This is a genomic window from Rhodopseudomonas palustris HaA2 (assembly GCF_000013365.1).
In the GTDB taxonomy this organism is placed as follows: domain Bacteria; phylum Pseudomonadota; class Alphaproteobacteria; order Rhizobiales; family Xanthobacteraceae; genus Rhodopseudomonas; species Rhodopseudomonas palustris_J.
The window spans coordinates 2,095,799-2,120,150 of the sequence record NC_007778.1 but is presented as its reverse complement, the minus strand read 5'-3'; the positions used below and the strand labels follow the sequence as shown (position 1 = coordinate 2,120,150).

General features: G+C 67.4%; 23 protein-coding genes. 13 read left to right on the top strand and 10 right to left on the bottom strand.

Annotated elements, in window-relative coordinates; genetic code table 11:
- Window positions 1-9: 9 nt before the first annotated feature.
- The 3 genes from RPB_RS09335 to RPB_RS09325 are packed head-to-tail and all read right to left on the bottom strand — an operon-like array spanning window position 10 to window position 2,490.
- Window positions 10-255, bottom strand: a complete 246-nt coding sequence (locus RPB_RS09335; RefSeq protein ID WP_011440750.1) for a DUF4170 domain-containing protein — start codon at window positions 253-255, stop codon at window positions 10-12.
- 35 nt (window positions 256-290) lie between these two features.
- Window positions 291-1,052 (bottom strand): 3'(2'),5'-bisphosphate nucleotidase CysQ, encoded by a 762-nt coding sequence (locus RPB_RS09330; RefSeq protein ID WP_011440749.1) that lies wholly within the window; start codon window positions 1,050-1,052, stop codon window positions 291-293.
- Between the two features lie 40 nt (window positions 1,053-1,092).
- Window positions 1,093-2,490 (bottom strand): TldD/PmbA family protein, encoded by a 1,398-nt coding sequence (locus RPB_RS09325; protein WP_011440748.1) that lies wholly within the window; start codon window positions 2,488-2,490, stop codon window positions 1,093-1,095.
- A gap of 296 nt (window positions 2,491-2,786) precedes the next feature.
- Between RPB_RS09325 and RPB_RS09320 the strand changes: the two genes are divergently transcribed.
- Complete coding sequence (locus RPB_RS09320) at window positions 2,787-3,311, top strand: DUF6101 family protein (protein ID WP_011440747.1); 525 nt, start codon at window positions 2,787-2,789, stop codon at window positions 3,309-3,311.
- 36 nt (window positions 3,312-3,347) lie between these two features.
- Here RPB_RS09320 and RPB_RS09315 read toward each other — a convergent pair whose 3' ends face one another.
- From RPB_RS09315 to RPB_RS09305, 3 genes are all read right to left on the bottom strand, one after another.
- A complete protein-coding gene (locus RPB_RS09315; protein ID WP_011440746.1) occupies window positions 3,348-3,869 on the bottom strand; it encodes a DUF6803 family protein in 522 nt (173 codons plus the stop codon).
- An 81-nt stretch (window positions 3,870-3,950) separates the two neighbouring features.
- On the bottom strand, window positions 3,951-4,901 hold the full coding sequence (ubiA, locus tag RPB_RS09310) for a 4-hydroxybenzoate octaprenyltransferase (RefSeq protein ID WP_011440745.1): 951 nt from the start codon (window positions 4,899-4,901) through the stop codon (window positions 3,951-3,953).
- Window positions 4,898-5,617: a hypothetical protein gene (locus RPB_RS09305; protein WP_011440744.1), complete on the bottom strand. Its 720-nt coding sequence runs from the start codon at window positions 5,615-5,617 to the stop codon at window positions 4,898-4,900. The genes ubiA and RPB_RS09305 overlap by 4 nt, the downstream gene beginning before the upstream one ends.
- 206 nt (window positions 5,618-5,823) lie before the next feature.
- Between RPB_RS09305 and RPB_RS09300 the strand changes: the two genes are divergently transcribed.
- From RPB_RS09300 to RPB_RS09275, 6 genes are all read left to right on the top strand, one after another.
- On the top strand, window positions 5,824-6,579 hold the full coding sequence (locus RPB_RS09300) for a 16S rRNA (uracil(1498)-N(3))-methyltransferase (protein WP_011440743.1): 756 nt from the start codon (window positions 5,824-5,826) through the stop codon (window positions 6,577-6,579).
- Window positions 6,580-6,711: 132 nt separating this feature from the next.
- A complete protein-coding gene (locus tag RPB_RS09295) occupies window positions 6,712-7,869 on the top strand; it encodes an ATP phosphoribosyltransferase regulatory subunit (RefSeq protein ID WP_011440742.1) in 1,158 nt (385 codons plus the stop codon).
- Window positions 7,866-8,843 carry an ATP phosphoribosyltransferase gene (gene hisG / locus RPB_RS09290; protein WP_011440741.1) on the top strand — a complete coding sequence of 326 codons (978 nt, stop codon included), beginning with the start codon at window positions 7,866-7,868 and terminating at the stop codon, window positions 8,841-8,843. Before RPB_RS09295 ends, hisG begins: the two co-directional genes overlap by 4 nt.
- A 105-nt stretch (window positions 8,844-8,948) precedes the next feature.
- Window positions 8,949-9,992 (top strand): glycosyltransferase family 2 protein, encoded by a 1,044-nt coding sequence (locus RPB_RS09285; protein ID WP_011440740.1) that lies wholly within the window; start codon window positions 8,949-8,951, stop codon window positions 9,990-9,992.
- On the top strand, window positions 9,989-10,864 hold the full coding sequence (locus RPB_RS09280) for a ChbG/HpnK family deacetylase (protein ID WP_011440739.1): 876 nt from the start codon (window positions 9,989-9,991) through the stop codon (window positions 10,862-10,864). The genes RPB_RS09285 and RPB_RS09280 overlap by 4 nt, the downstream gene beginning before the upstream one ends.
- Before the next feature lie 119 nt (window positions 10,865-10,983).
- Window positions 10,984-11,832: a DUF2076 domain-containing protein gene (locus tag RPB_RS09275; protein WP_041798648.1), complete on the top strand. Its 849-nt coding sequence runs from the start codon at window positions 10,984-10,986 to the stop codon at window positions 11,830-11,832.
- A 74-nt stretch (window positions 11,833-11,906) separates the two neighbouring features.
- Here the strand turns inward: RPB_RS09275 and RPB_RS09270 are convergent, their stop codons facing one another.
- On the bottom strand, window positions 11,907-12,698 hold the full coding sequence (locus RPB_RS09270; RefSeq protein ID WP_011440737.1) for a L,D-transpeptidase: 792 nt from the start codon (window positions 12,696-12,698) through the stop codon (window positions 11,907-11,909).
- A gap of 293 nt (window positions 12,699-12,991) precedes the next feature.
- Here RPB_RS09270 and RPB_RS09265 point away from each other — a divergent pair, with 293 nt between their 5' ends.
- Window positions 12,992-13,774, top strand: a complete 783-nt coding sequence (locus RPB_RS09265) for a protein phosphatase CheZ (protein ID WP_011440736.1) — start codon at window positions 12,992-12,994, stop codon at window positions 13,772-13,774.
- A gap of 84 nt (window positions 13,775-13,858) precedes the next feature.
- On the opposite strand, the gene RPB_RS09260 is transcribed toward RPB_RS09265, so the two are convergent.
- Both RPB_RS09260 and RPB_RS09255 read right to left on the bottom strand, forming a co-directional pair.
- Window positions 13,859-15,067 (bottom strand): MFS transporter, encoded by a 1,209-nt coding sequence (locus tag RPB_RS09260; RefSeq protein WP_011440735.1) that lies wholly within the window; start codon window positions 15,065-15,067, stop codon window positions 13,859-13,861.
- A gap of 38 nt (window positions 15,068-15,105) precedes the next feature.
- The gene (locus RPB_RS09255; RefSeq protein ID WP_011440734.1) at window positions 15,106-15,615 is read right to left on the bottom strand and encodes a hypothetical protein; all 510 of its coding nucleotides are present in this window, start codon (window positions 15,613-15,615) and stop codon (window positions 15,106-15,108) included.
- Window positions 15,616-15,914: 299 nt separating this feature from the next.
- Between RPB_RS09255 and groES the strand changes: the two genes are divergently transcribed.
- From groES to RPB_RS09235, 4 genes are all read left to right on the top strand, one after another.
- The gene (groES, locus tag RPB_RS09250; RefSeq protein ID WP_011440733.1) at window positions 15,915-16,211 is read left to right on the top strand and encodes a co-chaperone GroES; all 297 of its coding nucleotides are present in this window, start codon (window positions 15,915-15,917) and stop codon (window positions 16,209-16,211) included.
- A 32-nt stretch (window positions 16,212-16,243) separates the two neighbouring features.
- On the top strand, window positions 16,244-17,896 hold the full coding sequence (groL, locus tag RPB_RS09245) for a chaperonin GroEL (protein ID WP_011440732.1): 1,653 nt from the start codon (window positions 16,244-16,246) through the stop codon (window positions 17,894-17,896).
- Window positions 17,897-18,061: 165 nt separating this feature from the next.
- On the top strand, window positions 18,062-19,252 hold the full coding sequence (locus RPB_RS09240) for a hypothetical protein (protein ID WP_011440731.1): 1,191 nt from the start codon (window positions 18,062-18,064) through the stop codon (window positions 19,250-19,252).
- Between the two features lie 333 nt (window positions 19,253-19,585).
- Entirely contained in the window at window positions 19,586-21,100 is a 1,515-nt protein-coding gene (locus tag RPB_RS09235; RefSeq protein WP_011440730.1) for a phytoene desaturase family protein, read from the top strand.
- Here the strand turns inward: RPB_RS09235 and RPB_RS09230 are convergent.
- A complete protein-coding gene (locus RPB_RS09230; protein WP_011440729.1) occupies window positions 21,097-21,507 on the bottom strand; it encodes an META domain-containing protein in 411 nt (136 codons plus the stop codon). The genes RPB_RS09235 and RPB_RS09230 overlap by 4 nt on opposite strands.
- Before the next feature lie 284 nt (window positions 21,508-21,791).
- Between RPB_RS09230 and RPB_RS09225 the strand changes: the two genes are divergently transcribed.
- On the top strand, window positions 21,792-23,543 hold the full coding sequence (locus tag RPB_RS09225; protein WP_011440728.1) for an ABC transporter ATP-binding protein/permease: 1,752 nt from the start codon (window positions 21,792-21,794) through the stop codon (window positions 23,541-23,543).
- The last annotated feature ends 809 nt before the right edge of the window (window positions 23,544-24,352 follow it).

Here is a 24,352-nt window from a genome sequence, read left to right as displayed (position 1 = left end):
CAAGCCTGGTCAACTTACCAGCTTTGCGTCCTGGCCGGGATCCAGCAGGCGATGGAGATGAACGATGAAGTAGCGCATATGGGCGTTGTCGACGGTCTGGTGCGCCTTGGCCTTCCACGCCGCGAAGGCCGACGCGTAGCTCGGATACACCCCGACGATGTCCACCTTGTCGAGGTCGCGGAAGGTGACGTTCTCGAGATCTTCGAGCTCGCCGCCGATGACGAGATGAAGCAATTGCTGCGCAGTGTCGGGCATCAAGGTTCCTCAGCGGCAAACGGGCGGACGCAGGCTCAATTCACAGGACGATTGCGAAAATGCTCGACGATGCGAGCATGACGATCGCGCCCCGCGGCCAACAGCACGCCGTGCGTGACCTCGGGACGGTTGTAGACGATGGGCTCGCCCGCGAGGGTTGTTAGTGTACCATCCGCTTCGTGCACGATCAAATCGGCCGCTGCAAGGTCCCAGTCGCGGCTTTGCCCACCTGCGAACGCAATGTCGATCCGGCGATCGGCGACGCCACATAATCGCAATGCCAGCGAGCCGATCCGCGGAAGAATGTGAGCGCCTGCCGGCAGCGACAGCCGCTCGATCAGCGGCTTGGGTCCCGCGACTTTGACGCAATCCAGTTCCACGCCGCGGCTCGCGCGAATCGGCACGCCGTTCAGGGTTGCGCCGCCGCCGCGGGCCGCGAAGAAGAATTCGTTGCTGACCGGCGCGAAAACCGCCGCGAGAATCGGCTGGGCATCCTCGACCAATGCGGCGGAGACGCACCAGTCCTCGCGTCCGGCCAGATAGGCGCGGGTGCCGTCGATCGGGTCGATGATCCACACCCGCCGCCTGTCCAGCCGTGCGGGATCGTCGGCGCTCTCCTCCGACAGCCAGCCGTAATCGGGAACGGCGGTTTGCAGTCGATCCCGGATCAGATCGTTGACGGCGATATCGGCCTCGGACACCGGCGACGAAGCGCCCTTGGTCCACTCGCGCAGCTCGGTGCGGAACATCGACAGCGCCAAGCCACCGGCGTCCCGGACCGTCTCGGCCAGCAGCATCGCGTCGCGCGACCCGGCCCCGCTGTGTCGCGTATCGGGACTAGCGTCCGGCAATCGTCAGCCCCTCGATCCGCAGCGTCGGCGCGTTGACGCCATACCGGAAGGTCAGATCATTGGCCGGCGTCAGCGTCTTGTACATCTCGATCAGATGGCCGGCGATGGTGACCTCGCTGACCGCGTAGGTGCACTCGCCGTTCTCGATCCAGAACCCGGCGGCGCCGCGGCTGTAGTCGCCGGTGACGCCGTTGACGCCGGAGCCGATCAGGTCGGTGACGTAGAAACCCTGCTTGATGTCGCTCATCAGCTCGGCCCGGCTCATCGTGCCGCCTTCGAGATGCAGATTGTAGGGCCCGGGCGACGGCGACGACGACACGCCGCGATGCGCGTGGCCGGTGGTGGTGAGCCCGAGTTCGCGCGCGGTGGCGCAGTCGAGCAGCCAGCTGGTCAGCACGCCGTCATCGACGATCGCAAGCTCTTTCACCGCGACGCCCTCGGCGTCGAACGCCTGCGAGCGCAGCCCGCGCTTGCGCAGCGGATCGTCGACGATGCGGATGCCGTCGCGAAACAGCTTGTCGCCGAGCCGATCCTTCAGGAACGAGGTCTTGCGCGCGATCGCGGCGCCATTGACCGCGCCGACCAGATGCCCGACCAGCGAGCCGGCGACGCGCGGATCGAAGATCACCGGCACCTTGCAGGTCTCGACCTTGCGCGGGCCGACGCGCGCCGCGGTGCGCTCGCCGGCGACGCGGCCGACGGTCTCCGGCGACATCAGATCCGCGGCGTGCGGCGCCGTGGTGTATTCGTAGTCGCGCTCCATGCCGGTGCCGTCGCCGGCGATCGCGGTCATCGAGACGCTCTGGCTGGAGCGCAAGAAGGCGCCGTGGAAGCCGGTCGAGGTCACCAGCACCATGCCGCCGATGCCCGCCGATGCCGAGGCGCCGCCCGATTTGGTGACACCCTTCACCACCAGCGCCGCGGCTTCGGCTTCGCGCGCGCGACGCTCCAGCTCGGCGGTCGAGGGCGTCTGCGGATCGAGCATGTCGAGATCGGGAAAATCGCGGGCGAGCAGCGCGGGATCGGCGAGGCCGACATATTTGTCGTCGGGCGCGACCCGGGCCATCGCCACCGCGCGCTCGGCCAGTTTCGAGACGCCGTCGCCGGTGATATCGTTGGTCGAGACCACCGCCTGGCGGCGGCCGACCAGCACGCGCAGGCCGACATCGTCGCCCTCGGAGCGCTCGGATTCCTGCATCCGTCCATCGCGTAGTTCGACGCCGTGCGAGACGCCGCGCACCGCGACCGCGTCGGCCTGATCGGCGCCGGCGCGCAACGCCGCCTCGACCAGCCGCTGCGCCAGTTCGCTCAACGCCGACTGATCGAACAGGTCCTGATCCTTGGAAGGCGACGACGGCGATCGAATGCTTGGTGAAGAGTTCACAAACAAAAATCCTGAGGCTGAAAGCAATGACGGCGAGCCCGGAAACGCATCCCGAGATTTCACAGATGTGCCTGCTCGGCGCGGACTGCAAGCACTTTGCGCGGCGCGGGAACAAATCATTGTCGGCTTTGCCGCAAGCTTCCGTCAATCATGCCGGCCAAGCTTCTGTCAATCATGCGGATCGAAGCAAGCCGCGCAAGCTTCGATTAACCAGCCTTTTTAAGCGATTCCGGACGCCGCTCTGGCAAGCTTCACCCATCGACCGGACAGATAAATCCGGCGGGGAGAACAAAGCCGTGAGGCGTCAAACAGCAACAGGCGGGAGCAATCCCGTCGGGTCGAGCCGCGCTCTGCGGCTCGACCCCCTCTCACTGCCGATCCGCTTCGACGCGCACGACGTGCGTGCCGACGGCGGCATCCGGCAAATCGAATTGCATCGCGAACGCGTGATCCTGCACCGCGCCGTGGCCGGCATGCGGATGGCGATCAAGGTGCGCGTCAGCGACTTCCGCGGCATCGCCTGCCGCGGTCTCGACGACGGCCGGATGCTGATGCTGGTGCATCGCGATCCGTCGCTGTCGGTGCCGCTGTGTATCAGCGACGACAACGACGAGATCGAACGCGCCCGCGCGCTGTGGAGCGAGATCTTCGCGCTGCCGCAACTACCCGACGACACGCCGCGCGACCCCGCGCAGCGTCGCCGCCGCCACAGCGTGATCAGCCGTCGCCGGCCGCGCTTCCTGATGCGCCGGCGCACCGGGGCGCTGCTCGACGCGCCGCGCAACTACGCCGGCGAGCGCGAAATCATCGCCCGCAACTGAACAGCCCTTCCGCTGCCGCGAGCGATGGCTGGCCGGTCAGTGGTGATGAACGTTCCCGGCGATTCCGCCACCGAGCACGGCGGGGTCCATCATGCCGAAGATCATCGCGATGTGGCCGACGATCAGGAAGATCGCGACGAAGCTCGCATGGATCCCCATCTTGCCGTGGGCGTCGCGGTTCTTGCCGATGATGTTGAGATCGACCAGCGCCAGCCCGACCAGCGGCACGACGCCGAGCAGGTAGAACCCGACCGCGACGATGTCGGCGATGCCGCGCCAGGCGTTGTCCGCGGTGATCGGCACCACGGCGGTGGTCAGCAGATAGACGAACACGCCGGCGAAATAGAACCCGACCAGGATGCTGCAGACCCGGTTCAAGGCCCGCGCCGGACCGTGATAGTTACGGGTGTAGAGCAGATACAGCTCGGTGACCGCGATCGTCTCGGCGAGCACGATCGGGATCGCCATGAACAGCAGCAGGTTCCACGGCTGGTTGTTCGCCAGCAATTCCATGTAGTGCGTCATGTTCATGTTGGTCGGCCCTTGCTGCGCGAGCATCGAGGCCCGATCTGGCCGGTGCCCGACTGGTCGGAATTGATCAAAATCAAACCGCTGGCGCAGGCTTGCGCCAGCCGGCCGTCAGGTCATCGTCCGGGCGACGGCATCGCATGCCAGGCCGATGAACAGCAACAGGCCGGCGTCGCGATTGGACTTGAACAGCTTCAGGCACAGCGGGCTGTCGTGGATGTCGAGCCGGACGATCTGCGACACCAGATGCACCGTGAAGGCGGCGAGCCCGATCCAGCCGAACCAGCCGGAGTCCGCCAGCAGCAAGGCGGTGCCGAGCAGCGTCACCGCGAGGCCGTAGAGAACCAGCAGCGCGGCGTGGGTCCGGTCGCCGAACAGCAGCGCGGTGGACTTGATGCCGATCATCAGATCGTCCTCGGCGTCCTGATGCGCGTAGATCGTGTCGTAGCCGACCACCCAGGCGATCGAGCCGGCATAGAGCACGAACGCCACCAGATCGAGCCGCGCGAACGTGCCGGCGAAGCCCATCAGCGCGCCCCACGAGAACGCGAGCCCGAGCACGATCTGCGGCCAGTAGGTGATCCGCTTCATGAACGGATAGGCGGCGACGATGATCAACGAGGCGATGCCGGTCGCGATGGTGAAATTGTTGAACTGCAGAAGAACCGCAAGGCCGATGAAGGACAGCGTCACCATGAAGGCGGCGGCCTGCTTGGCGGTGACCTGGCCGGCCGGGATCGGCCGCGACCGGGTGCGCTCGACCTTGCCGTCGAGATCGCGGTCGGTGATGTCGTTCCAGGTGCAGCCGGCGCCGCGCATCACGAAGGCGCCGACGAAGAACAGCGCGCAGAACAGCGGCAGTTGGCCGAGCTCCTTGGCCATGCCGGCCGCCAGCGCCGCCGACCACCAGCATGGCATCAGCAGCAGCCAGGAACCGATCGGACGATCGAACCGGGCGAGGCGGAGATAAGGCCGCGACCATTCCGGCGCGTGGCGGTCGACCCAGTTGCCGGTCGAGTCGGCAACCGGCGCCGTCGCGCCGCTGATCGGGACGCCGGTCATCTCTGCAGCACGTTGCCGTTCAGCGTGTCGAAGGTGGTGCCACCGTATTTCTTGGCCGACGTATTCACCTCGGGCGCCGCTGTGGACGAGCCGAGCACGTCGGCGAGGCTCGGGCCGGCCGGGCCACGCTGTTGCTGCTGGGATGCGATATCACAGACCTTCTTCTGCATGCCCGTGGTGTTCTGGTGGCCCTTCCTGAGCTGGTCGGCGATCTCGCCCGGAATGCCGCATTTCTTCGAGTTGGTGACCACATAGTTGATCATCTTGGTTTCGGATGCCGCGAAAGCCATGATCAGCTTGCAGGCCTCCGATGCCGGAGCCTTGCGCTTGCCGGCGGCCTGAATCGCGGCGCCGCGCTTCTCGGCCTCCTCGCGCAGCTTGAGGAAATCGTTCATGCAGGCCTCTCCGCCGGCCTGCTGTCCCACCGGCGCGGCCTGGGGGGGCGGAGCGAAGCCGCCGCCACCACCGGCCAGCGGTGCTGCGCCGGCGCCGAATGCGCCGCCGCTCACGGGCGGGAACGGTGACGGCTGAGCCGCGGCCGCGCCCGACTGGTTCGGCAGCGGCGCCGGAAAGGCCGACGTCGAGGACGTCGACTGGGCGGGCGTGGACGCCTGGTTCGGCAATGGCGCGGGAAACGCGCTTTGCGCATTCGCCTGCATGGCGTGCAAAGTGAAGACGGCGGCGACCGTCGGCACAATCAAACGTCGGATGATCAAGGCTGCTCCTCCGGCAAAGGTTCGATGGTCCCAAGAATCCCCAAACGCCCTTCAACTGCGACGATGCTGTCGTCGCCTCGGCCTTTTACGATTCCCGAATGCCCTTAACAACCCGTGGAATAGGGCGGCAGCGCGGCGGTTCGCCACGTTTACCTGCTGATTTTGCTGGACCTTTGGACTAAAAGCCGGTCACTGGAAGCGATCCCATGTCCCGATACGAATTCCGAAGTCCCCGCCTCTTTCTCGACGCTGCGCTCGTCGCCGGTGCGCGGGTACCGCTGAACCGCGACCAGAGCAATTATCTCGGCAATGTGCTGCGGCTCAGTTCCGGTGCGCCGGTGCTGGCCTTCAACGGCCGCGACGGCGAGTGGCGCGCCGTGCTCGCCGGCCGTAAGCGGCCGGAGGAACTCGAGGTCGCCGAACAAACCCGGCCGCAGGACCGCCTGCCCGACCTGACCTATGCGTTTGCGCCGCTGAAACACGCCCGGCTGGATTATATGGCCCAGAAAGCCGTCGAAATGGGCGCCGGGCGGCTGCAGCCGGTGCTGACGCGGCACACCCAGGTGCACCGGCTGAATACCGAGCGGATGCGCGCCAATGTGATCGAGGCGGCCGAGCAGTGCGGCATCCTCAGCCTCGCCGGTGTCGAGGAACCGGTCGCGCTGGAGCGCTGGCTCGAGACCCGGGCCGAAAGCGGTCGCCTGCTGGTGTTCTGCGACGAGGACGCCGAGGTCGCCGATCCGGTGGCCGCGCTGCAGGGCGCCCGCCCCGCGGCGGCGCAGGGAATCGACCTTCTGGTCGGCCCGGAAGGCGGCTTTGCCGCCGACGAGCGCGACGTTTTGCTGCGCCAGCCGAACATCCTGCGGCTGGCGCTCGGCCCCCGCATCATGCGCGCCGACACCGCCGCGGTCGCGGCCCTGGCGCTGGTGCAGGCGGTGGCGGGGGACTGGACCGGCCAATAGGCCGTTCGCGGATCGGCCGGATGGCCTTGACGCATCTCTTGAATGACGGTCGAAACTGTCATTCGGCCGTGTTAAGGGCTGCGCCGACAACCCTTTGCCCCTTCCCTGCCCGGGACTGCTGGAAATTCGACCATGACCAAGACCGCCGCCGCTCGCGCGACCGGATCCGCCGAGTGGGCGGAGGCGCTGCTGCAATCCTTCGGCCAGGCCGGCTATGTCCGGGCCGAGCCGGCGATCCTGCAGCCGGCCGACCCGTTCCTCGACCTCTCCGGCGAGGACATCCGCAAGAGCCTCTATCTCACCACCGATTCCAGCGGCGAAGAGCTGTGCCTGCGCCCCGACCTGACGATTCCCGTCGCGCGCGACTATCTCGCCTCGGCTATCGCCGGCGAGCCGGCCGGGTTCTGCTATCTCGGCCCGGTGTTCCGCCAGCGCGGCGGCAAGCCGAGCGAATTCCTGCAGGCCGGCATCGAATCCTTCGGCCGCCAGGACCGCGCCGCCGCGGATGCCGAAATGTTGGCGCTCGGGCTGGAAGCCACCAGCGCGTTCGGCCTCGGTGAGGTCGACATCCGCACCGGCGACGTCGCGCTGTTCTCGGCGCTGATCGATGCGCTCGGGCTGTATCCGGTGTGGCGGCGGCGGCTGATGAAGGATTTCAACCGCCAGGCCAGCCTGGCGCAGGACATCGAACGGCTGACGCTCGCGACCTCCAGCGCCAACGAATACGAAGGCGTGCTGGCGGCGCTGGCCGGCTCCGACCGCAAGGCGGCGCTGGCGCTGGTCACCGACCTGATGTCGATCGCCGGCGCCACGACGCTCGGCGGTCGCGCGGTCTCCGAGATCGCCGACCGCTTCCTCGAACAGTCGACGCTGAAGAGCGGCGCCCTGCCGCGCGACGCGCTGCAGAAGATCAAGCGCTTTCTCGCCATCAGTGGCGCTCCGCAGGACGCGCTGACGCAGCTTCGCGCGCTCGCCGCCGACGCTCAGCTCGCGATCGATGCGGCGATCGATCAGTTCGAGAGCCGGATCGGCTTCATGGCGGCGCGCGGCATCGACCTGACGAAGACCCGGTTCTCGACCTCGTTCGGCCGCGGCGTCGATTACTACACCGGCTTCGAATTCGAGCTGCACCGCGCCGGCAATGGCGACGATCCGCTGGTCGCCGGCGGCCGCTATGACGGGCTGATGAGCCAGCTCGGCGCGAGCGCCCCGATCCCCGCGGTCGGGTTCTCGATCTGGATCGAGGCGATGACGCAGTCCGGCCCCGCCAACATTGGGAGCGCGTCATGACCGCACCGTTCGTTCTTGCGGTCCCCTCCAAGGGCCGCCTGCAGGAAAACGCCGAAGCCTTCTTCGCCCGCGCCGGCCTGGCGCTGTCGAAGCCCGGCGGCGCCCGCGACTATCGCGGCACCATCGCGGGCCTCGACAATGTCGAGGTCGCCTATCTGTCGGCCAGCGAGATCGCCGCCAATCTGGCGCGCGGCTCGGTGCATTTCGGCGTCACCGGCGAGGATCTGCTGCGCGAGAGCATTGCCGACGCCGACCGCCGCGTGCTGCTGATCGACGGGCTCGGCTTCGGCTACGCCAATGTGGTGGTCGCGGTGCCGCAGGCCTGGATCGACGTCCGCACCATGGCGGATCTCGACGACGTCACCACCGGCTTTCGCGCCCAGCACAATCGAAGGATGCGGGTCGCGACCAAATACATCAACCTGACGCGCGGCTTCTTCGCCCAGCACAATGTCGTCGACTACCGCATCGTCGAGAGCGCCGGCGCCACCGAGGGCGCGCCCGCAGTCGGCACCGCCGAGATGATCGTCGACATCACCACCACCGGCGCGACGCTCGCCGCCAACGGCCTCAAGGTGCTCGACGACGGAATCATGCTGCGCAGCCAGGCCAATCTGGTCGCCTCGCGCGACGCCGATTGGTCGGACGAGGTGCGGGAGACAGCGCGCGTCATCCTCGACCAGATTGCCTCGCGTGCCCGCGCCAGCAAGTACAAGGAAGTCCGCACCCGCTTCGCGGGCTGCAACGAGGCGCTGCTCGCCGAGGCGCACAAGCGGTTCGGCGTGGTGTCGCCGTTCGGCGGCCCGACCTCCTCGGGGATGCTGACGCTGCACTGCCCGCCAGCGCAGATCTACGGGCTCGGCAGCTTCCTGCGCGAGCACGGCGCCGACACGGTGTCGGTCGCCTCGCTCGACTACGTGTTCGACAAGGACAATCCGCTGTTCAGCAAACTTGCAGCATTCCTGCGGCAATAATACTTGGTTATGGTTCCGCCCGGCATCGCGACAGTGCCGACGCCGCATCTGATCGCGGGCACGGTGCGGAACTAACAACGCAGCAAGCGAAGCCGGGACCGACCGATGAGACTGGGGAACGACCTGTCAGGCCTGAATGCCGGTGCGAGTTCCGTCGCGCTGGGACTGTCGATCGTCGTTCCGGCGTTCAACGAGGCCGCCGGATTGCCGGCGCTGCACGACCGGCTCACGACGCTCGCGGCCACGCTGCGGCAGCGCTATGGGCTCGCCTGCGAGGTCGTCTATGTCGACGACGGCAGCGCCGATGCGACGTTGAGCATCGCCCGCGATCTTCCCGCCGTCGGCATCGACGTGCAGGTGGTGTCGCTGTCGCGCAATTTCGGCAAGGAAGCCGCCCTGCTCGCCGGCCTCGATCATGCCCGCCGCGGCGCCGTGCTGTTCATGGACGGCGACGGCCAGCACGCGCCGGAGCTGGTCGAGACGCTGGTGTCGCACTGGATCGACGACGGCTACGACGTCGTCTACACCGCCAAGGCGCATCGCGACAACGAGCCGGCGCTGCGCCGCGCCGCGGTACGCGGCTTCTACGCGATGATCAATTGGGGCGCGCGGCAGAAGATCCCGGAAGACGCCGGCGATTTCCGCCTGCTGTCGCCGCGCGCGGCGACCGCATTGAAGCTGCTCCCCGAGCGCAACCGCTTCTTCAAGGGGCTGGCGAGCTGGATCGGCTTCAAGCAGTTCCGGGTCGACTACGAGCCGGCGCCGCGCACCCACGGCTTCACCAGCTTCAGCGCCGGCCGGCTGATCGGCCTGTCGATCGAAGGCCTGACCTCGTTCTCGGTGGCGCCGCTGCGGATCGCCAGTCTGCTCGGCGCGGCATTGGCGTTCGGCGCCTTCCTGTTCGGACTGTCGATCCTGTGGGAGACCTGGGTCGGCGGCAAGTCGGTGCCCGGCTATCCATCGCTGATGGTCGGCATGATGACGATCGGCGGCGTGCAATTACTGATGATCGGCATCGTCGGCGAATACATCGGCAAGATCCTGTCCGAGCTGAAGGCGCGGCCGATCTACTTCGTCGCCGAGCACAGCGTCCGGCAATCCGACCCGAGCGCCGACGCCGGCCCGGCCAAGCAGACCGCCGCCGAATGAGCGCCGTGGCGCCGCGGCGGATCTGGCTGTGCGCCGACGATTACGGCCTCAGCCCCGGCGTCAACCGCGCCATCCTCGACCTGATCGAGCGCCGCCGCATCAACGCCACCTCGGTGATGATGGTGGGGCCCGCGATCGGCCGCGCCGACGTCCGCGCGCTGCTGGATGCGACCACGGCCAATCCCGATTGCGCCATCGGCCTGCATGCGACGCTGACCGCGCCGTTCTCGCCGCTGACGATGCACTACCACCCGCTGCATGGCGGCATCTTCCTGCCGCTCGGCCGCAAGCTGCGCGGCACCTTGTTGCGCCGGCACGACCGGCACGTCATCGCCGCCGAATTGACGGCGCAGCTCGAAGCCTTCGCCGAACGCTTCGGGCGGATGCCGGACTACGTCGACGGCCACCAGCACGTGCAGCTGTTTCCGCAGGTCCGCGACGCCTTCGTCGGCGTGGTTCAGGCGCTGGCGCCGCACGCCTGGGTCCGGCAATGCGGCCGGGCGCAGCCGCTGGCGCAGCGGCTCGGCGCGCCGAAACCATTGCTGCTCGATGTGCTGAGCGCCCCGTTCCGCAAACGCGCGGCGCAAGCCGGCCTCGCCTTCAATCCGGGTTTTGCCGGCGCCTATGATTTCTCCCGCGAGACCGACTTCGAGAAACTCCTGACCTCGTTTCTCGACGGCCTGCCGGACGGCGGGCTGGTGATGTGTCACCCCGGCTTCGTCGATGATGTGCTGATCAGCCTCGATCCGTTCACCGATCAGCGCGAGCGCGAACACGCCTTTCTCGCCGGCGACCGCTTCCTGCCGCTGCTGGCGGAGCACAATGTGACGCTGGCGCGACCGGCCGCCTCGCCCTCTCCTACCGAAAATTAATCCGCCCGGGACTTATTGCGGCCCGGCCCGCTCCCTACATTTTTCAGCACTCGCGCGCGTCGCGCCGCATCCGGCGGGCTGCGTCGCGCGGAGCAACGATGATCCTGAGGGAGACCATCATGACACCGCAAGAGCGCCAGCTTGTGGACGATCTGTTCGAAAGGCTCGCCCGCCTCGAATCCGCGCCGCGCGATCCGGACGCAGCCGCGGCGATCGCCCAGGGCCAGCGGATTGCGCCCAACGCGATCTATGGGCTGGTGCAGACCGTGCTGGTGCAGGACGAGGCGCTGAAGCGCGCTCACGACCGCATCCAGGAACTGGAAGGCCAGAACGAAACCGAGGCCCATCGCGGCGGCGGCTTCCTCGACACGATGCGGGATACGATCTTCGGCCAAAGCCAGCCGCAGCAGCGCAGTTCGGTCCCGAACGTGCCGCCTCCCGGCACTGGCGGCGGCCGGCCGGCCTGGAATACCGGGCAGGTGCTGGGTCAGCAGCAGATGGGGCAACCTTCCCCCGGCCAATACGCGCCGCAGCAGGGCGGCGGATTCGGTGGTCCGTTCGGTGGCGGCGCGCCTTCTCCGGCCGGCGGTGGCGGTGGATCGTTCCTCGGCACCGCGGCGGCGGCGGCAGCGGGCGTGGTCGGCGGCTCGCTGCTGCTGTCGAGCATCCGCGGCATGATGGGCGGCGGCAGCGGCCAGCAGAGCATGGCCGATCAGTCCGGCCTCGGCGGCGGCACCCAGAGCCCGTGGGGCGGCGAGTCCTCGGGCGGCAACCTCGCGCAACAGGCCGGCCTGGGCGACATCGGCTCACAGCGCGGCGGCGTCGACGACGGCGGTTCGTCGCGCCAGAGCGCGATGGATCCGGGATCGAACGGCGATCGCGATCAGGTCGCGGACGCCGGCTACGACCAGGACGACATGGATCTGGATTCGGATTTCGACGGCGGCGGCGACAGCGACTTCGCCTGAGCCGCCCGGGTTCGCCACAGCCCGACCTGAAACGGCCGCCCACGGGCGGCCGTTGTCGTGAGTGGCGCAGCGGCTCAGATCACCACCACCCGCGCGCCGACATTGACGCGACCGTAGAGGTCGATGACGTCCTCGTTGCGCATCCGGATGCAGCCGGACGAGACGTTGGTGCCGATCGTCCACGGCTCGTTGGAGCCGTGGATGCGATACAGCGACGAGCCAAGATACATCGCGCGGGCGCCGAGCGGATTCTCGGGGCCGCCCTCCATGAAGCGCGGCAGGTCGGGGCGCCGTGCCAGCATTTCCTTCGGCGGCGTCCAGGACGGCCACTCGCGCTTGGCGGAGATGGTCTTGACGCCCGACCAGGTGAAGCCCGGCCGGCCGACGCCGATGCCGTAGCGCAGCGCGCGGCCGTCGCCCTGCACCAGATAGAGAAACTTGTTCGGCGTATCGACCACGATGGTACCCGGCTTCTCGTTGCCCTGGTAATCGACGATCTGCTTTTCGTAACGCGGATCGAACGCCGGCCGCGCCGGATCGATCGCCTCCTGCTGGCGCATCTGCATCGGCGCCTGCGGATCCATCGGCGGCAGATAGCGCCGCTGCTGATCGTCGGACGGCTGCTCGTAGTAACCCGAGTTGGGCCGCTCGCCGCCGTCGCTGAACAGGAACTCGATGAAGCCGCCGCCCATGTTGGAGCGCTGGGCCGAAACGGTGCGGACCGGCACGGGCTGCGGCGCCTGGCGGGCTCCGTAGATCACCGCGGGCTCGGGGGCGGGCGGGGTCTCGTAGGCCGCCGCCTGCGGCAGTCCGGCGGCAACACAGGACACACTTGTCAGCAAAGCGAGGGTGGTTTTCCTGAACATCGACGTACTCTGAACTGTTTCGTCGGGGACGCGCCCGAAGGCGCCGGTGAACGCAACGGATCAGAAACCAAAACCGGATCGGTTTGGTAAACGCCGACGCGTTTTGGATTCACCACGTCGACAATCGCGGCGCTTCTTGCGCACAGCGTTTATTTTGGATGAATCCGCGACGCGATGGTTAATCGGAAGTATCCGCGCCGAGCAGACTAATCGTCTGCAGGTTCCGCACTGGCAACGCACCGTTAAACAGATGGTACTACAAAGACGCAATGGCCTGTAAACAGGATGAGCCGATGTCACTTCCACGCAAGCGCTTCCGGATCGAAGAACTCACGCTCGGCAGCGCGCCCCCGCTCGCACCGATCGACTGTGAAGCGGGGCCGACTCACCACGACATCATGGCGGAGCTGCGCGCGATCCGCTCGCAGATCGTCGGCGGCGGAGGCGGAGCCGTCGCCACCGGCAGCGGCACGCAGCAGATCAACGCGGCCGCGGCCGCAGAGGCCGCGGAAGCCAAGGCACTGCTCGCGACCTACCGCGCTCAGATCGAACAGTTCGAGAAGCTCAGGGTCGAACTCGACCTGATCCACAACGCGATCGACCAGACCAAGCGCGAGATCGCGGTGCTGCACACCAAGAGCTTCAACGGCGAGGAGATGGCCAAGGTCAACGGCGAACTCGGCGCCGTCGTCGGCGGCACCGAGGAAGCCACCCAGCAGATCCTCGAGGCCGCCGAAGCGATCGATCAGGCGGCCACCGCGCTCGGCAAGGTCACCTCTGTCGATCAGCAGAAGGCGCTGAGCGAAGAGATCCAGGAACGCGTCATCGCGATCTTCGAGGCTTGCAACTTCCAGGACCTCACCGGCCAGCGCATCAGCAAGGTGATGACCACGATGAAGTTCATCGAACATCACATCATCACGATGATGGACATCTGGGGCGGCGTCGACGCGATCAAGGCGCACGCGCCGCCGATCGTCGACACCCGCGAAGGCGACGACCGGCTGCTCAACGGGCCGAAGCTCGACGACGAGGGACACGCCTCGCAGGACGACATCGACGCGATGTTCAACTGATCGCACGCTTCGCTCGCCACGGCTTTCAAGCGCCCCGGTTCAGATCAGGACCGGGGCGTTTTGTTTCGGCCGCCGCGGTGAGCCTCAGCGCCGCGACGCCGGCTGCGGCGGCCGGATCAGCAGGAAGCAGCCGAGCCCGGCCAGCGCCGCCAGCATCCCGACCTCGATCACCGCGGCGTCTGAGAACCGCTCCACCGCGGCCGCGACCACGAACGGCGCCGACGCCTGGATGAACAGCGCCGGTCGCGCGATCCGCCCGATCACCCGGCCATAGCCGGCGTGCCCGAACATCAGCAGCGGCAGGCTGCCTCGCGCGATCGTCATCACCCCGTTGGCGGCGCCGAAAGCGATGCAGAACAGCCCCGCCACCGGGACGGACACGCCGACGAAGGCCAGCACCGCGAACGACAGCGCCATCAGGGCAATCGCGCCGCGCGCGATCCACAAGGGATGGGTGCGGCCCGCCAGCAGAAAATCGATCAGCCGTGCCGCCACCTGAGCCGGGCCGAACAGCGCGCCCAGCGTCACCACCGTGGCGGCGCTGAGTCCGCCGCGCTCGAACATCGACAGCAGGTTCGAGGTGACGCCCGACAGGATCAGCGCATGCAGCGCGAACGCCATCGCCAGCAACAGGAACGGCCGCCCTTCCGGCCGCAGCGGCTCCTCCGGCACCGGATGCGGTCCGGACACCACCGCGCCGTGAGAGGGCGACGGCGTCCTCGGCAACGCGAAGCCGTGCAGCGGCGCGACGACGAACGCCATCACGGCGGCGAACACCAGATAGGTGCCGCGCCAGCCGACATGCTCGAGCAACAGATGAGTCGCGGGCCAGCCCACGGTCGAGGCGAAGCCGCCGGCGAAGGTGACGAAGGTGATCTGCCGCCGCGCCGAGCTGCCGAACAGCCGGGCCAGCGTCGCGAAGGCGGGATCGTACAGGCTCGACGACATCGATAGGCCGATCAGCGCCCAGCTGACGAAGTACATCGGCCGCGCATCGGTGGTGGCGAGCAGCGCCAGCCCGAGCGCGCCGGCGAGTGCGCCCGGCGCCATCACCACATTGCCGCCGTGCCGGTCGATCAGGCCGCCGACGATCGGCGACATGATCCCGGAGATCACCAGCGCCAGCGAGAATCCCGCCATGCCGAAGGTCAGCGACCAGCCGCGATCCGCGGTCAGATGCGGCATCGTCAGCACGGGGGGATAGATCAGGATTCCCCAGCACAGGATCTGGGTGAACGCCAGAACGACGACCGCGCGTCCGGGGCCGAACCCGAGATTACGCAGCGCGGTCATGAAGGCATGGCGTCAGCTCGACTCGATGGTCTCAAACGTCAGGCGCGCGGGGAACAGCGCACATAGACCATATTTCCATACCGATTGGCGGCATCCTTGTCGAGGAACCGGGTCACCAGCGTGCGTCCGTCGAACGACAGAATTTCGCGATCCTGCTCGCCGATCGGGCCGGCCGGGCCGATATAGTTCTTGCCGCCCGGCGATCCCTTCAGCCGCAGTTCCTGCGGCGTGGCCTGATCGGCCAGATGCATGATGACGCCGCCGCTCGCGCCGGCGCCGATCACGTAGGGATTCTTGCACTGCGACAACGCCGCCTTTTCGGTGCGGGCGCGGTCCGCCGGATTCTGGAACGACGCCAGCCCCCAGCGGCCGACGATCTCGTCGGCGCGAATCGTCGCCGGAACTTCCGGCGGCGGCGCAGGCTCTGCGACCTGGGCCGGCTGCGAGCCGCCGAACCCACCGAAGCTGCCGCACGCACCCAGGCCCAGCGCCATCACGGACGCCATCACCAGGTTCATCGGCGCGCGTGCGTTGCTTGTACTGATCATAACGTCTCCCCGAGAGAACATCCCCATGCGCCCCTTGAGGTCACACAAGCGCAAAACGCCGCCGCAGGCAATGCAGCGGGCGAAGATGCCGGTGCCCCGATCTGTTTGCCGAGAATCCTACAACAGCTTCACCAAGCTATTAAGCCCTCAACTTGACAGGACCAGCGTCAAGCCATATTCCGGAACCAACAATTAGCACTCTCGCAGCGCGATTGCCAGCAGCGCGGGCGACAACCGCATCCGCGAACAGCGCCCGGCATTCGACGCCGATCTCCTCCAGCAACAGCACAGGACCAGCCATGGCTAAGCTCAATTTTCGTCCACTCCATGACCGGGTCGTGGTGAAGCGCATCGACGCGGAAACCAAGACCAAAGGCGGCATCATCATTCCGGACTCCGCCAAGGAGAAGCCGCAGGAAGGCGAAGTGGTCGCCGTCGGTCCGGGTGGCCGCGACGAAGCCGGCAAGCTGATCCCGATCGACGTCAAGGCCGGCGACCGCGTGCTGTTCGGCAAATGGTCGGGCACCGAGATCAAGCTCGACGGCCAGGAGCTCCTGATCATGAAGGAGTCGGACATCATGGGCGTGGTCGGCTGATCACCTCGCAACAGACATCAGGAGCAAATTGAATGTCAGCCAAGGACGTCAAATTCGGTGGAGACGCGCGCGATCGGATGCTGCGCGGCGTCGACATCCTCGCCAATGCGGTCAAGGTCACGCTCGGCCCGAAGGGCCGGAACGTGCTGATCGAGAAGAGCTTCGGCGCTCCCCGCATCACCAAGGACGGCGTCACCGTCGCCAAGGAGATCGAGCTCGACGACAAGTTCGAGAACATGGGCGCGCAGATGCTGCGCGAAGTCGCCTCCAAGACCAACGACCTCGCCGGTGACGGCACCACCACAGCGACCGTGCTGGCCCAGGCGATCGTCCGCGAAGGCGCCAAGTCGGTGGCCGCCGGCATGAACCCGATGGATCTGCGCCGCGGCATCGAGATCGCGGTCCAGGCCGTGGTCAAGGACATCCAGAAGCGCGCCCGTCCGGTCGCCTCCTCGGCCGAGATCGCCCAGGTCGGTACCATCTCGGCCAATGGCGACGCGCCGATCGGCAAGATGATCGCCCAGGCGATGCAGAAGGTCGGCAACGAGGGCGTCATCACCGTCGAAGAGAACAAGTCGCTCGAGACCGAAGTCGACATCGTCGAGGGCATGAAGTTCGATCGCGGCTACCTGTCGCCCTATTTCGTCACCAACGCCGAGAAGATGACCGTCGAGCTCGACGACGTCTACATCCTGCTGCACGAGAAGAAGGTGTCGGGCCTGCAGTCGATGCTGCCGGTGCTCGAAGCCGTGGTGCAGTCTGGCAAGCCGCTGCTGATCATCGCCGAGGATGTCGAAGGCGAAGCGCTGGCGACGCTGGTGGTCAACCGGCTGCGCGGCGGCCTCAAGGTCTCGGCCGTCAAGGCGCCGGGCTTCGGCGATCGCCGCAAGGCGATGCTGGAAGACATCGCGATCCTGACCGGCGGTCAGCTGATCTCGGAAGAAATCGGCATCAAGCTCGAGAGCGTCACGCTGAAGATGCTCGGCCGCGCCAAGAAGGTGGTGATCGACAAGGAGAACACCACCATCGTCGGCGGCGCCGGCAAGAAGCCGGACATCGAGGCCCGCGTCCAGCAGATCAAGGCGCAGATCGAGGAGACCTCCTCGGACTACGACCGTGAGAAGCTGCAGGAGCGTCTGGCCAAGCTCGCCGGCGGCGTCGCGGTGATCCGCGTCGGCGGCGCCACCGAGGTCGAGGTCAAGGAGAAGAAGGACCGTGTCGAGGACGCGCTGAACGCGACCCGCGCCGCGGTGCAGGAAGGCATCGTCCCGGGCGGCGGCGTCGCGCTGCTGCGCGCCAAGAAGGCGGTCGGCCGCATCCACAACGACAATGCCGACGTCCAGGCCGGCATCAACATCGTGCTGAAGGCGCTGGAAGCTCCGATCCGCCAGATCGCCGAGAACGCCGGCGTCGAAGGCTCGATCGTGGTCGGCAAGATCCTCGAGAACAAGTCGGAGACGTTCGGCTTCGACGCCCAGACCGAGGACTATGTCGACATGCTCGCCAAGGGCATCGTCGATCCGGCCAAGGTGGTCCGCACCGCGCTGCAGGACGCCTCGTCGGTCGCGGCGCTGCTGGTGACCACCGAAGCCATGGTCGCCGAACTGCCGAAGGAAGCCGCGCCGGCGATGCCGGGTGGCGGCGGCATGGGCGGAATGGGGGGCATGGGCGGCATGGGCTTCTGAGCCCTCGCGCCTCGCCTCTCCCACCGATATCGATCACGCAAGGCCGCCTCCGGGCGGCCTTGTTTTTTGGCGCCCGCCCGGCGGATTTGCTAGTCAGGCCTTGGTTCGGATTCAATTCGAATCGACAAGGCTGCGAAAATTGCAAATCCTGCGAGGAAATCCCCGATGCGCCCGCTCCTGTTCAGCCTGCTGATGCTGCTGCCCGCGATCGAACCGGCATGGGCCCAGAGCAAGCTCGCGCCGAAGGCGGCCTCGCCGACGAGCGAGACGCGCTACTTCACCGCCGTCGACGGCTTCCTCGACGGTGCCGACGTCATCCTGAAGGAAACCCGGCAGGGCAAGACCGTGACCGGCGCCGTGCTCGACGTCTGCTACTCGCCGGCCAAGGGGTCCGACCACAAGGAGCGGTTCGTCGCCAATCTGCAGGTCAGCGGCCAGAATCTGACCGGAACCACGCAGACGACCGGCGACAAGGCGCCGGTGACGGTGAAGCTGACGCGCAAGCCGAACGGCGAAACCGTCGACTTCAAGGGCGAAATCAGCGTCGGCACCACGATGTACGAGATCACCTCGAGCGACAATTCGGACCTCAGCGAGAAGGAATATCTGGAGAACCAGAGCGCCGACGACAGCATCGCGACGGCGCCGAAGGATTTCACCGAAGTGTCGCCCGAAGCGATCGGCGTGCGGGTCAATCTCGAAGCCGCGGCGGACTTTCTGAAGACGTTGAAGGGGCAGAATCTGCAAGTGTCGCTGTCGAGCCTGAGCGTCGGCTGCGATGCGCTGCGCGCCGGCACGCTGCTGATCAACCTCACCACCGACCCGGCGCGGGCCGCTGCGGTGATCGCCCGTGCGAAGACGTTTCCGGGCGTGCTCGCAGCGGGCTGGACCAACGGCATCATCGAGATGGACCGCACCATCCTGTTCCCCGCCGCCGGCTGGCGCGACGGCGACAGGCTGAACCGCGACAAGCTCGCCTCCACCGTCGCCGGCGTGCTGTCGCAGACGCTCGGCGCGACGCTGGCCGCGTCGGCCTGGAACGACGACACCGGCAAGCTGAAGCTCAGCTTCAAGCGGCCGAGCGATCTGGTGCCTTCGCTGCAGCTCACCCAAACCATCGACATCGAGGCGATGGTCAGCGCCGACAAACCGGGCGCAACCGACAGACTGATGCTGTGGCTCGGCAATCCCTCGGATACCACCTCCGACGACAGCGCCGGCCCGAAGCTGAACATCAACGACGACGCCACCGGCGAAGAGGGCGCCGAGCCGCGCAGCGACGGCGGCGCGGTCGCGGCGCTGGCGAAGGAACTCAAGGGCCAGCGCTGGGATTCCGAGAGCGCGACCTGGCAGTAATACCGTCCCGCTCCTCACGCCAAGAATACAGTCACAGCAAGGCCACGGCCAAGTCTGGCGCTTCGTGACCACCTCTCGACGGCCGCAGCCTGCTCCCTCGCCCCGCTCTTCGCGGGGAGAGGGCTGGGGTGAGGGGCTGCGGCCTCCCCGCAGATACCGACGCTGCTGGATCGGCACTGCCTCGCCCCTCACCCGACCGGCTTCGCCGGTCGACCTCTCCCCGCGCGGTGCGGGGAGAGGTGAGAGGCCACCGTTGCCGCAGGAGCGCGATTTGACATGCCGCTGCATTGCGGCAATGAAGCGCTTCCCTCCGGCGGCAGGATGTTCGGTTGAATGACGCGCTTTGACGTAGTGGTGATCGGCGCCGGCCTCGGCGGCCTGACCGCGGGCGCGATCCTCGCGCACGAGGGCCGCAAGGTGCTGGTGCTGGAGCGCGGCAATTCGGTCGGCGGCGCGGCGTCGAGCTACAAGGTCGGCGATCTGTTCGTCGAGGGCTCGCTGCATATCACCGGCGATCCGCTGCATCCGCGCGATCCCAAGCACGCCGCGCTCGGCCGCGCCGGCGTGCGCGACGCGGTGGCATTCGTTCCCGCCGGCGCGCTGTACGAGATCCGCGGCGGGCCGCTGGCGCAGCCCTTCGTGCTGCCGGATGATTTCGCCGGCGCCCGCATGGCGCTGCTGGCGCGGTTTCCCGACGCTCGCCGCGGCATCGAACAATTCCTCGGCGAGATGCAGCGGCTGGCTTCGGCCGCCGGCGACGGCGGGCTCGACGCCGTGTTCGCGCTGGCGCCGGAATTTCCCGACTGGTCGTCGTCGCTGGCCGACAAGCTGCAGGCGCTGTTCGGCGACGACGAAGCGCTGAAATGCGCGATCGCCGGCAACCTCTCCTACTTCCACGACGACCCCGCCACGCTGTGGTGGGTTCCGTTCGCGCTGATGCAGGGCAGCTTCCTGTTGACCGGCGCGCGCTACGTCCAGGGCGGCTCGCAGCGGCTGTCGAGCGCCCTCGCCCGCGCGATACGCAAGGGCGGCGGCGATGTGATGCTGCGCCGCGCCGTCAGCGGCATCGCGATGGGTGAGCCCGGCGCGATCCATCGCATCGCCCACACCGCGCGCGACGGCAGCGATCCGCAATCGGTCGAAGCGCTGACGGTGATCGGCAACGCCGCGCCGGGCGCGCTCGCGGCACTGATGCCCGATGCGCAGGGCCAGCGGCTCACCGAGAGCTATGCCGGCCGGACGCTGTCGCTGTCGCTGTTCGCGCTGACGCTGGGCCTGTCCCAGCCGCCGCGCGACTTCGGCGTCACCAGCTACTCGACGCAGTTGCTGCCGGACTGGATGGAGACGCTCGCCTGCTACGCCGACGGCAAGGCGCTGATGGCCGGCGAGCCCGCCGAGCGGATGCCGCCGCTGGCGATCGCCGACTACGCCGCGATCGACTCCGGCGTGCCGTCGCCGCCTTTTGTGCTGTCGGTGGTCGGGCCCGACCAGATCGCGAACTGGAGCGGCCTCGATCAGGACGACTACCGCGCCAAGCGCGGCCGCTGGCAGCAGGCGATCGTCGCCCATCTCGACCGAAACTATCCGGGATTGGCCGGCGCGGTGACCGCGGCCTCGTTCAACGTCGCGCTGTCGGTGCAGCAATATCTCAACGTGCCGCAGGGCTCGGTCTACGGCTTCGCGCCGCTGCCGCCGAACGACAGCGGCGCGCCGTATCGGTCGCCGCGCACGGTTCTGCCGGGGCTGTATCTGTCGTCCGCCTATGCGGGCCTCGGCGGCTACAGCGGCGTGGTGCAGGCGGCGGCGGCATGTGCCGACGCCATCCTGCGCGACGGCCCGACGAGTTAGTTGCTGTTGAGCCGGAACCGCAGCGTCTCGCCGCCCGAGAACGTCACATAGTCGCCCTGCCGGCTCCAGCCGGTGGCCGCCGTCAGCGCTGCGACCAGCGCGTCGTCGGCCTGGGCGCGATCCGGCGGGCAGTTGCGATCCTCCAGCGCGCCGGGCACGAAGATCACGGTGTTGCCCGCGACCGAGAACTGGCCGCTGCCGCCCTTGCACCACAATTCGAGGCGGACCTCGCCCTTGTCGCCGATCTCGAGATTCGGAATCCGCTTCGAGCCCGGCTTCGGCGCAGCTTCCAGCGTCATCTCGAGACCGAACGGAAATTCGCCGGTCGCTTGCGCCTTGGCCGGTCCAATCGTGGCGGCGACGACGGCTACCGCCAGCGCGGCGCCTGTCAGCAGAGAAGAGCGCATCTTGCCTCGTCTGTTGTTGGAGATGATGGCGCTGTCTATCGCGGATGCGGCCGGCTTGGCCAGCGATCGCCCGACCGAACGCGCCGCCGGTCTCACCGGTTCCCCCGCGAGCAATTGAACCAAAGCCTGCGGATGCTCACAAACTCGCGAAACGGCTCGGATGCGGTTCCGCGCCGTGGCCGTCATGCTAGGGTGCGACACGTGGGCGCGCGCCGTAGGTCGTACACCTACAATTCTGTCGAACGGCCCTCGCCCGAGGGCTTCGCACCCGGAGACGTTCATCCGTGACCAACATCCGATCCACCCTGGCGACCGTCTGGCGCATCGCGGTGCCGTATTTCAAATCCGAAGACCGCCGGATGGGCCGCATCCTGCTGGCGACGGTGGTCGTCATCGAACTCGCCGTGGTCGGCCTCGCGGTGCTGTTCAATCGCTGGAACAACGTTTTCTACAACGCGCTGCAGGAGCGCGACTACAACGTGTTCGCCTATCAGCTCGGCTATTTCTGCGTGCTCGCGGCGATCTTCATCGCGCTCAAGGTCTATCAGCTCTATCTCAACCAGTGGCTGCAGATCCGCTGGCGGCGCTGGATGACCGAGCGTTATCTCGGCGAATGGCTGCACGATTCCAACCACTACCAGATGCAGCTCCAGGGCGACGCCGCCGACAACCCGGATCAGCGCATCGCCGAAGACACCCAGATGTTCGTCGAGCGCACGCTGCTGCTGGGTATCGGCCTGCTGAATTCGGTGGTGACGCTGGCCTCGTTCGTCGTCATCCTCTGGGGCCTTTCCAATGAAGCGCCGCTGCACGTGTTCGGCCAGGATGTTCCGATCCCGGGCTATCTGGTGTGGGGGGCGCTGATCTACGCGACCATCGGCACCGCGCTGACGCACTGGATCGGCTCGCCGCTGGCGGATTTGAACTTCCGCCAACAGCGCTTCGAGGCCGATTTCCGCTTCAACCTGGTGCGGGCGCGCGAAAACTCCGAGCAGATCGCACTGCTGCGCGGCGAGACCGCCGAGCGCGGCAAGCTGTCGTCGCGGTTCGGGCTGGTCGCCGATAATTTCATGCGGATCATGTCCCGGACCAAGAAGTTGACCGCGTTCACGGCGAGCTACTCGCAGGCCTCGATCATCTTTCCCTACATCCTGGTGGCCCCGGCTTATTTCGCCCAGAGGGTTCAGCTCGGCGGCCTGATGCAGACCGCATCGGCCTTCAACAGCGTCCAGGATTCGCTGTCGTTCTTCGTCACCGCCTACCGCACCCTGGCGGAGTGGCAATCGGTGGTCGCCCGGCTCGACGGCTTCGAGGCCTCGATCCGGAACGCAACCGCGCAGCGCGCCAATCCCGGCATCAGCCGCGTGGTCGCGCAGTCCGGTGATGCGATCGGTCTCGACGATCTCGAGCTGACTTTGCCCGCCGGGCAGCCGCTGATGCGTGCGGACGATTTCCGGATCAGCGGCAAACAGCGCACGCTGATCGCCGGGCCGTCCGGCTCCGGCAAGTCGACGCTGTTCCGCGCCATCGCGGGGATCTGGCCGTTCGGCTCGGGCGCGATCGCGATCCCCGCCGGGGCGACGATCATGATGCTGCCGCAGCGGCCCTACTTTCCGGTCGGCGAACTCCATGCCGCGATCGTCTATCCGTCGGAGACCGCGGCGTTCAGCGCCGCGCAGGTGGCCGAGGTGGTGAAAGACGTCGGGCTGCCGGCGCTGGCGGACCGGCTCGGCGAGCACGGCCATTGGAACCGGACGCTGTCGCTCGGCGAACAGCAGCGGCTCGGCGTCGCGCGCGCACTGCTGCACGCGCCGAACTACCTGTTTCTGGACGAGGCCACCGCCTCGCTGGACGAGCCATCGGAAGCGGCGCTGTACCGCCTGCTCGATCAGAAGCTGCCCGACACCACCATCGTCTCGATCGGCCACCGCTCGACGCTCAACGCCTTCCACGACCGCGACGCCGTGCTGGGCCGCTCCGGCGACAGTTTCACGTTGCAGGACAAGGTGCGCACCGTCGCGCCGGCACAGAGCTGACGGGAAGTTCGGCGCGAAACGCGCTCAGTCTCGACCCTCATGGAGAGGAACATCGCGCAGCGTAGCGAAGCCGGGCGCTCCGCCTCTTCAGGCCCGTGTCCCGCACGCGGTGCAGCGCGCAGCGCTGCGCCGCTGATGCGGGACCCCGATTCTTCTCGAGAGCCAGCAAGTGTTGTGAGCCCGCGAACCGGGGTCCCGGCTCTGCGCAGCGGCACTCCGTGCAGCAGCGCGTCCGGGACGCGAGACATAACACTTCTTGATAATAATCCTATTATGATTATAGTCCGCCCTGTCCTGTCCGTGAGGGGCGCTTCGCGAGGCGTCGTACAAGCGGGACAGATCGGCGGGCTGGGCAACCAGCCTGGAACGATGGTTCGGCCGAGCTGACGCTGGTCAGCAAAGCCGGATGGACGCGGCGTCCTGCGCGTCGTGCCTCGCAAGCACGCGTCCGGGAGGCTTCGGGGACCCGTCCGGGCCTACTACGAGGCTCTGCGACTTGTTAGTTCGCTGCACGGGGGCAGGCGAAGGCGGCGAAATCCGCCGGACCGTGGGGTTTCATTACCCTTGCCTGTCAACGGAAGCACGGGCCCGAAGACAGAAAGCGCCGCGGTGGGCGCGCCGGAAGGCGTTACGCGATCCTTCGCAAGAAGTGATCGCGAGAACCACCACCAACCCGCGCCGACCGGCGCGCCCCCACCCCTCGCTGTGACAGCGACGGGTGCAAACCTCGGGCTCAGCGGAGCCGCGAGGTCAATTCGTCGTGGCTGTTTGACATCGCAATCAACGCGCACAGCGTCATCCTGAGGTGC

What these genes read in the sequence shown, in the direction of transcription:
- RPB_RS09280 (WP_011440739.1), top strand. Translation starts at nt 9,989, where the DNA reads ATGAGCGCCGTGGCGCCGCGGCGGATCTGGCTGTGCGCCGACGATTAC.
- RPB_RS09275 (WP_041798648.1), top strand. Translation starts at nt 10,984, where the DNA reads ATGACACCGCAAGAGCGCCAGCTTGTGGACGATCTGTTCGAAAGGCTC.
- hisG (WP_011440741.1), top strand. Translation starts at nt 7,866, where the DNA reads ATGACCGCACCGTTCGTTCTTGCGGTCCCCTCCAAGGGCCGCCTGCAG.
- RPB_RS09260 (WP_011440735.1), bottom strand. Translation starts at nt 15,067, where the DNA reads ATGACCGCGCTGCGTAATCTCGGGTTCGGCCCCGGACGCGCGGTCGTC.
- RPB_RS09265 (WP_011440736.1), top strand. Translation starts at nt 12,992, where the DNA reads ATGTCACTTCCACGCAAGCGCTTCCGGATCGAAGAACTCACGCTCGGC.
- groL (WP_011440732.1), top strand. Translation starts at nt 16,244, where the DNA reads ATGTCAGCCAAGGACGTCAAATTCGGTGGAGACGCGCGCGATCGGATG.
- RPB_RS09270 (WP_011440737.1), bottom strand. Translation starts at nt 12,698, where the DNA reads ATGTTCAGGAAAACCACCCTCGCTTTGCTGACAAGTGTGTCCTGTGTT.
- RPB_RS09330 (WP_011440749.1), bottom strand. Translation starts at nt 1,052, where the DNA reads ATGCTGCTGGCCGAGACGGTCCGGGACGCCGGTGGCTTGGCGCTGTCG.
- RPB_RS09240 (WP_011440731.1), top strand. Translation starts at nt 18,062, where the DNA reads ATGCGCCCGCTCCTGTTCAGCCTGCTGATGCTGCTGCCCGCGATCGAA.
- RPB_RS09285 (WP_011440740.1), top strand. Translation starts at nt 8,949, where the DNA reads ATGAGACTGGGGAACGACCTGTCAGGCCTGAATGCCGGTGCGAGTTCC.
- ubiA (WP_011440745.1), bottom strand. Translation starts at nt 4,901, where the DNA reads ATGACCGGCGTCCCGATCAGCGGCGCGACGGCGCCGGTTGCCGACTCG.
- RPB_RS09255 (WP_011440734.1), bottom strand. Translation starts at nt 15,615, where the DNA reads ATGATCAGTACAAGCAACGCACGCGCGCCGATGAACCTGGTGATGGCG.
- RPB_RS09300 (WP_011440743.1), top strand. Translation starts at nt 5,824, where the DNA reads ATGTCCCGATACGAATTCCGAAGTCCCCGCCTCTTTCTCGACGCTGCG.
- RPB_RS09235 (WP_011440730.1), top strand. Translation starts at nt 19,586, where the DNA reads ATGACGCGCTTTGACGTAGTGGTGATCGGCGCCGGCCTCGGCGGCCTG.
- RPB_RS09230 (WP_011440729.1), bottom strand. Translation starts at nt 21,507, where the DNA reads ATGCGCTCTTCTCTGCTGACAGGCGCCGCGCTGGCGGTAGCCGTCGTC.
- RPB_RS09295 (WP_011440742.1), top strand. Translation starts at nt 6,712, where the DNA reads ATGACCAAGACCGCCGCCGCTCGCGCGACCGGATCCGCCGAGTGGGCG.
- RPB_RS09335 (WP_011440750.1), bottom strand. Translation starts at nt 255, where the DNA reads ATGCCCGACACTGCGCAGCAATTGCTTCATCTCGTCATCGGCGGCGAG.
- groES (WP_011440733.1), top strand. Translation starts at nt 15,915, where the DNA reads ATGGCTAAGCTCAATTTTCGTCCACTCCATGACCGGGTCGTGGTGAAG.
- RPB_RS09315 (WP_011440746.1), bottom strand. Translation starts at nt 3,869, where the DNA reads ATGCTCGCGCAGCAAGGGCCGACCAACATGAACATGACGCACTACATG.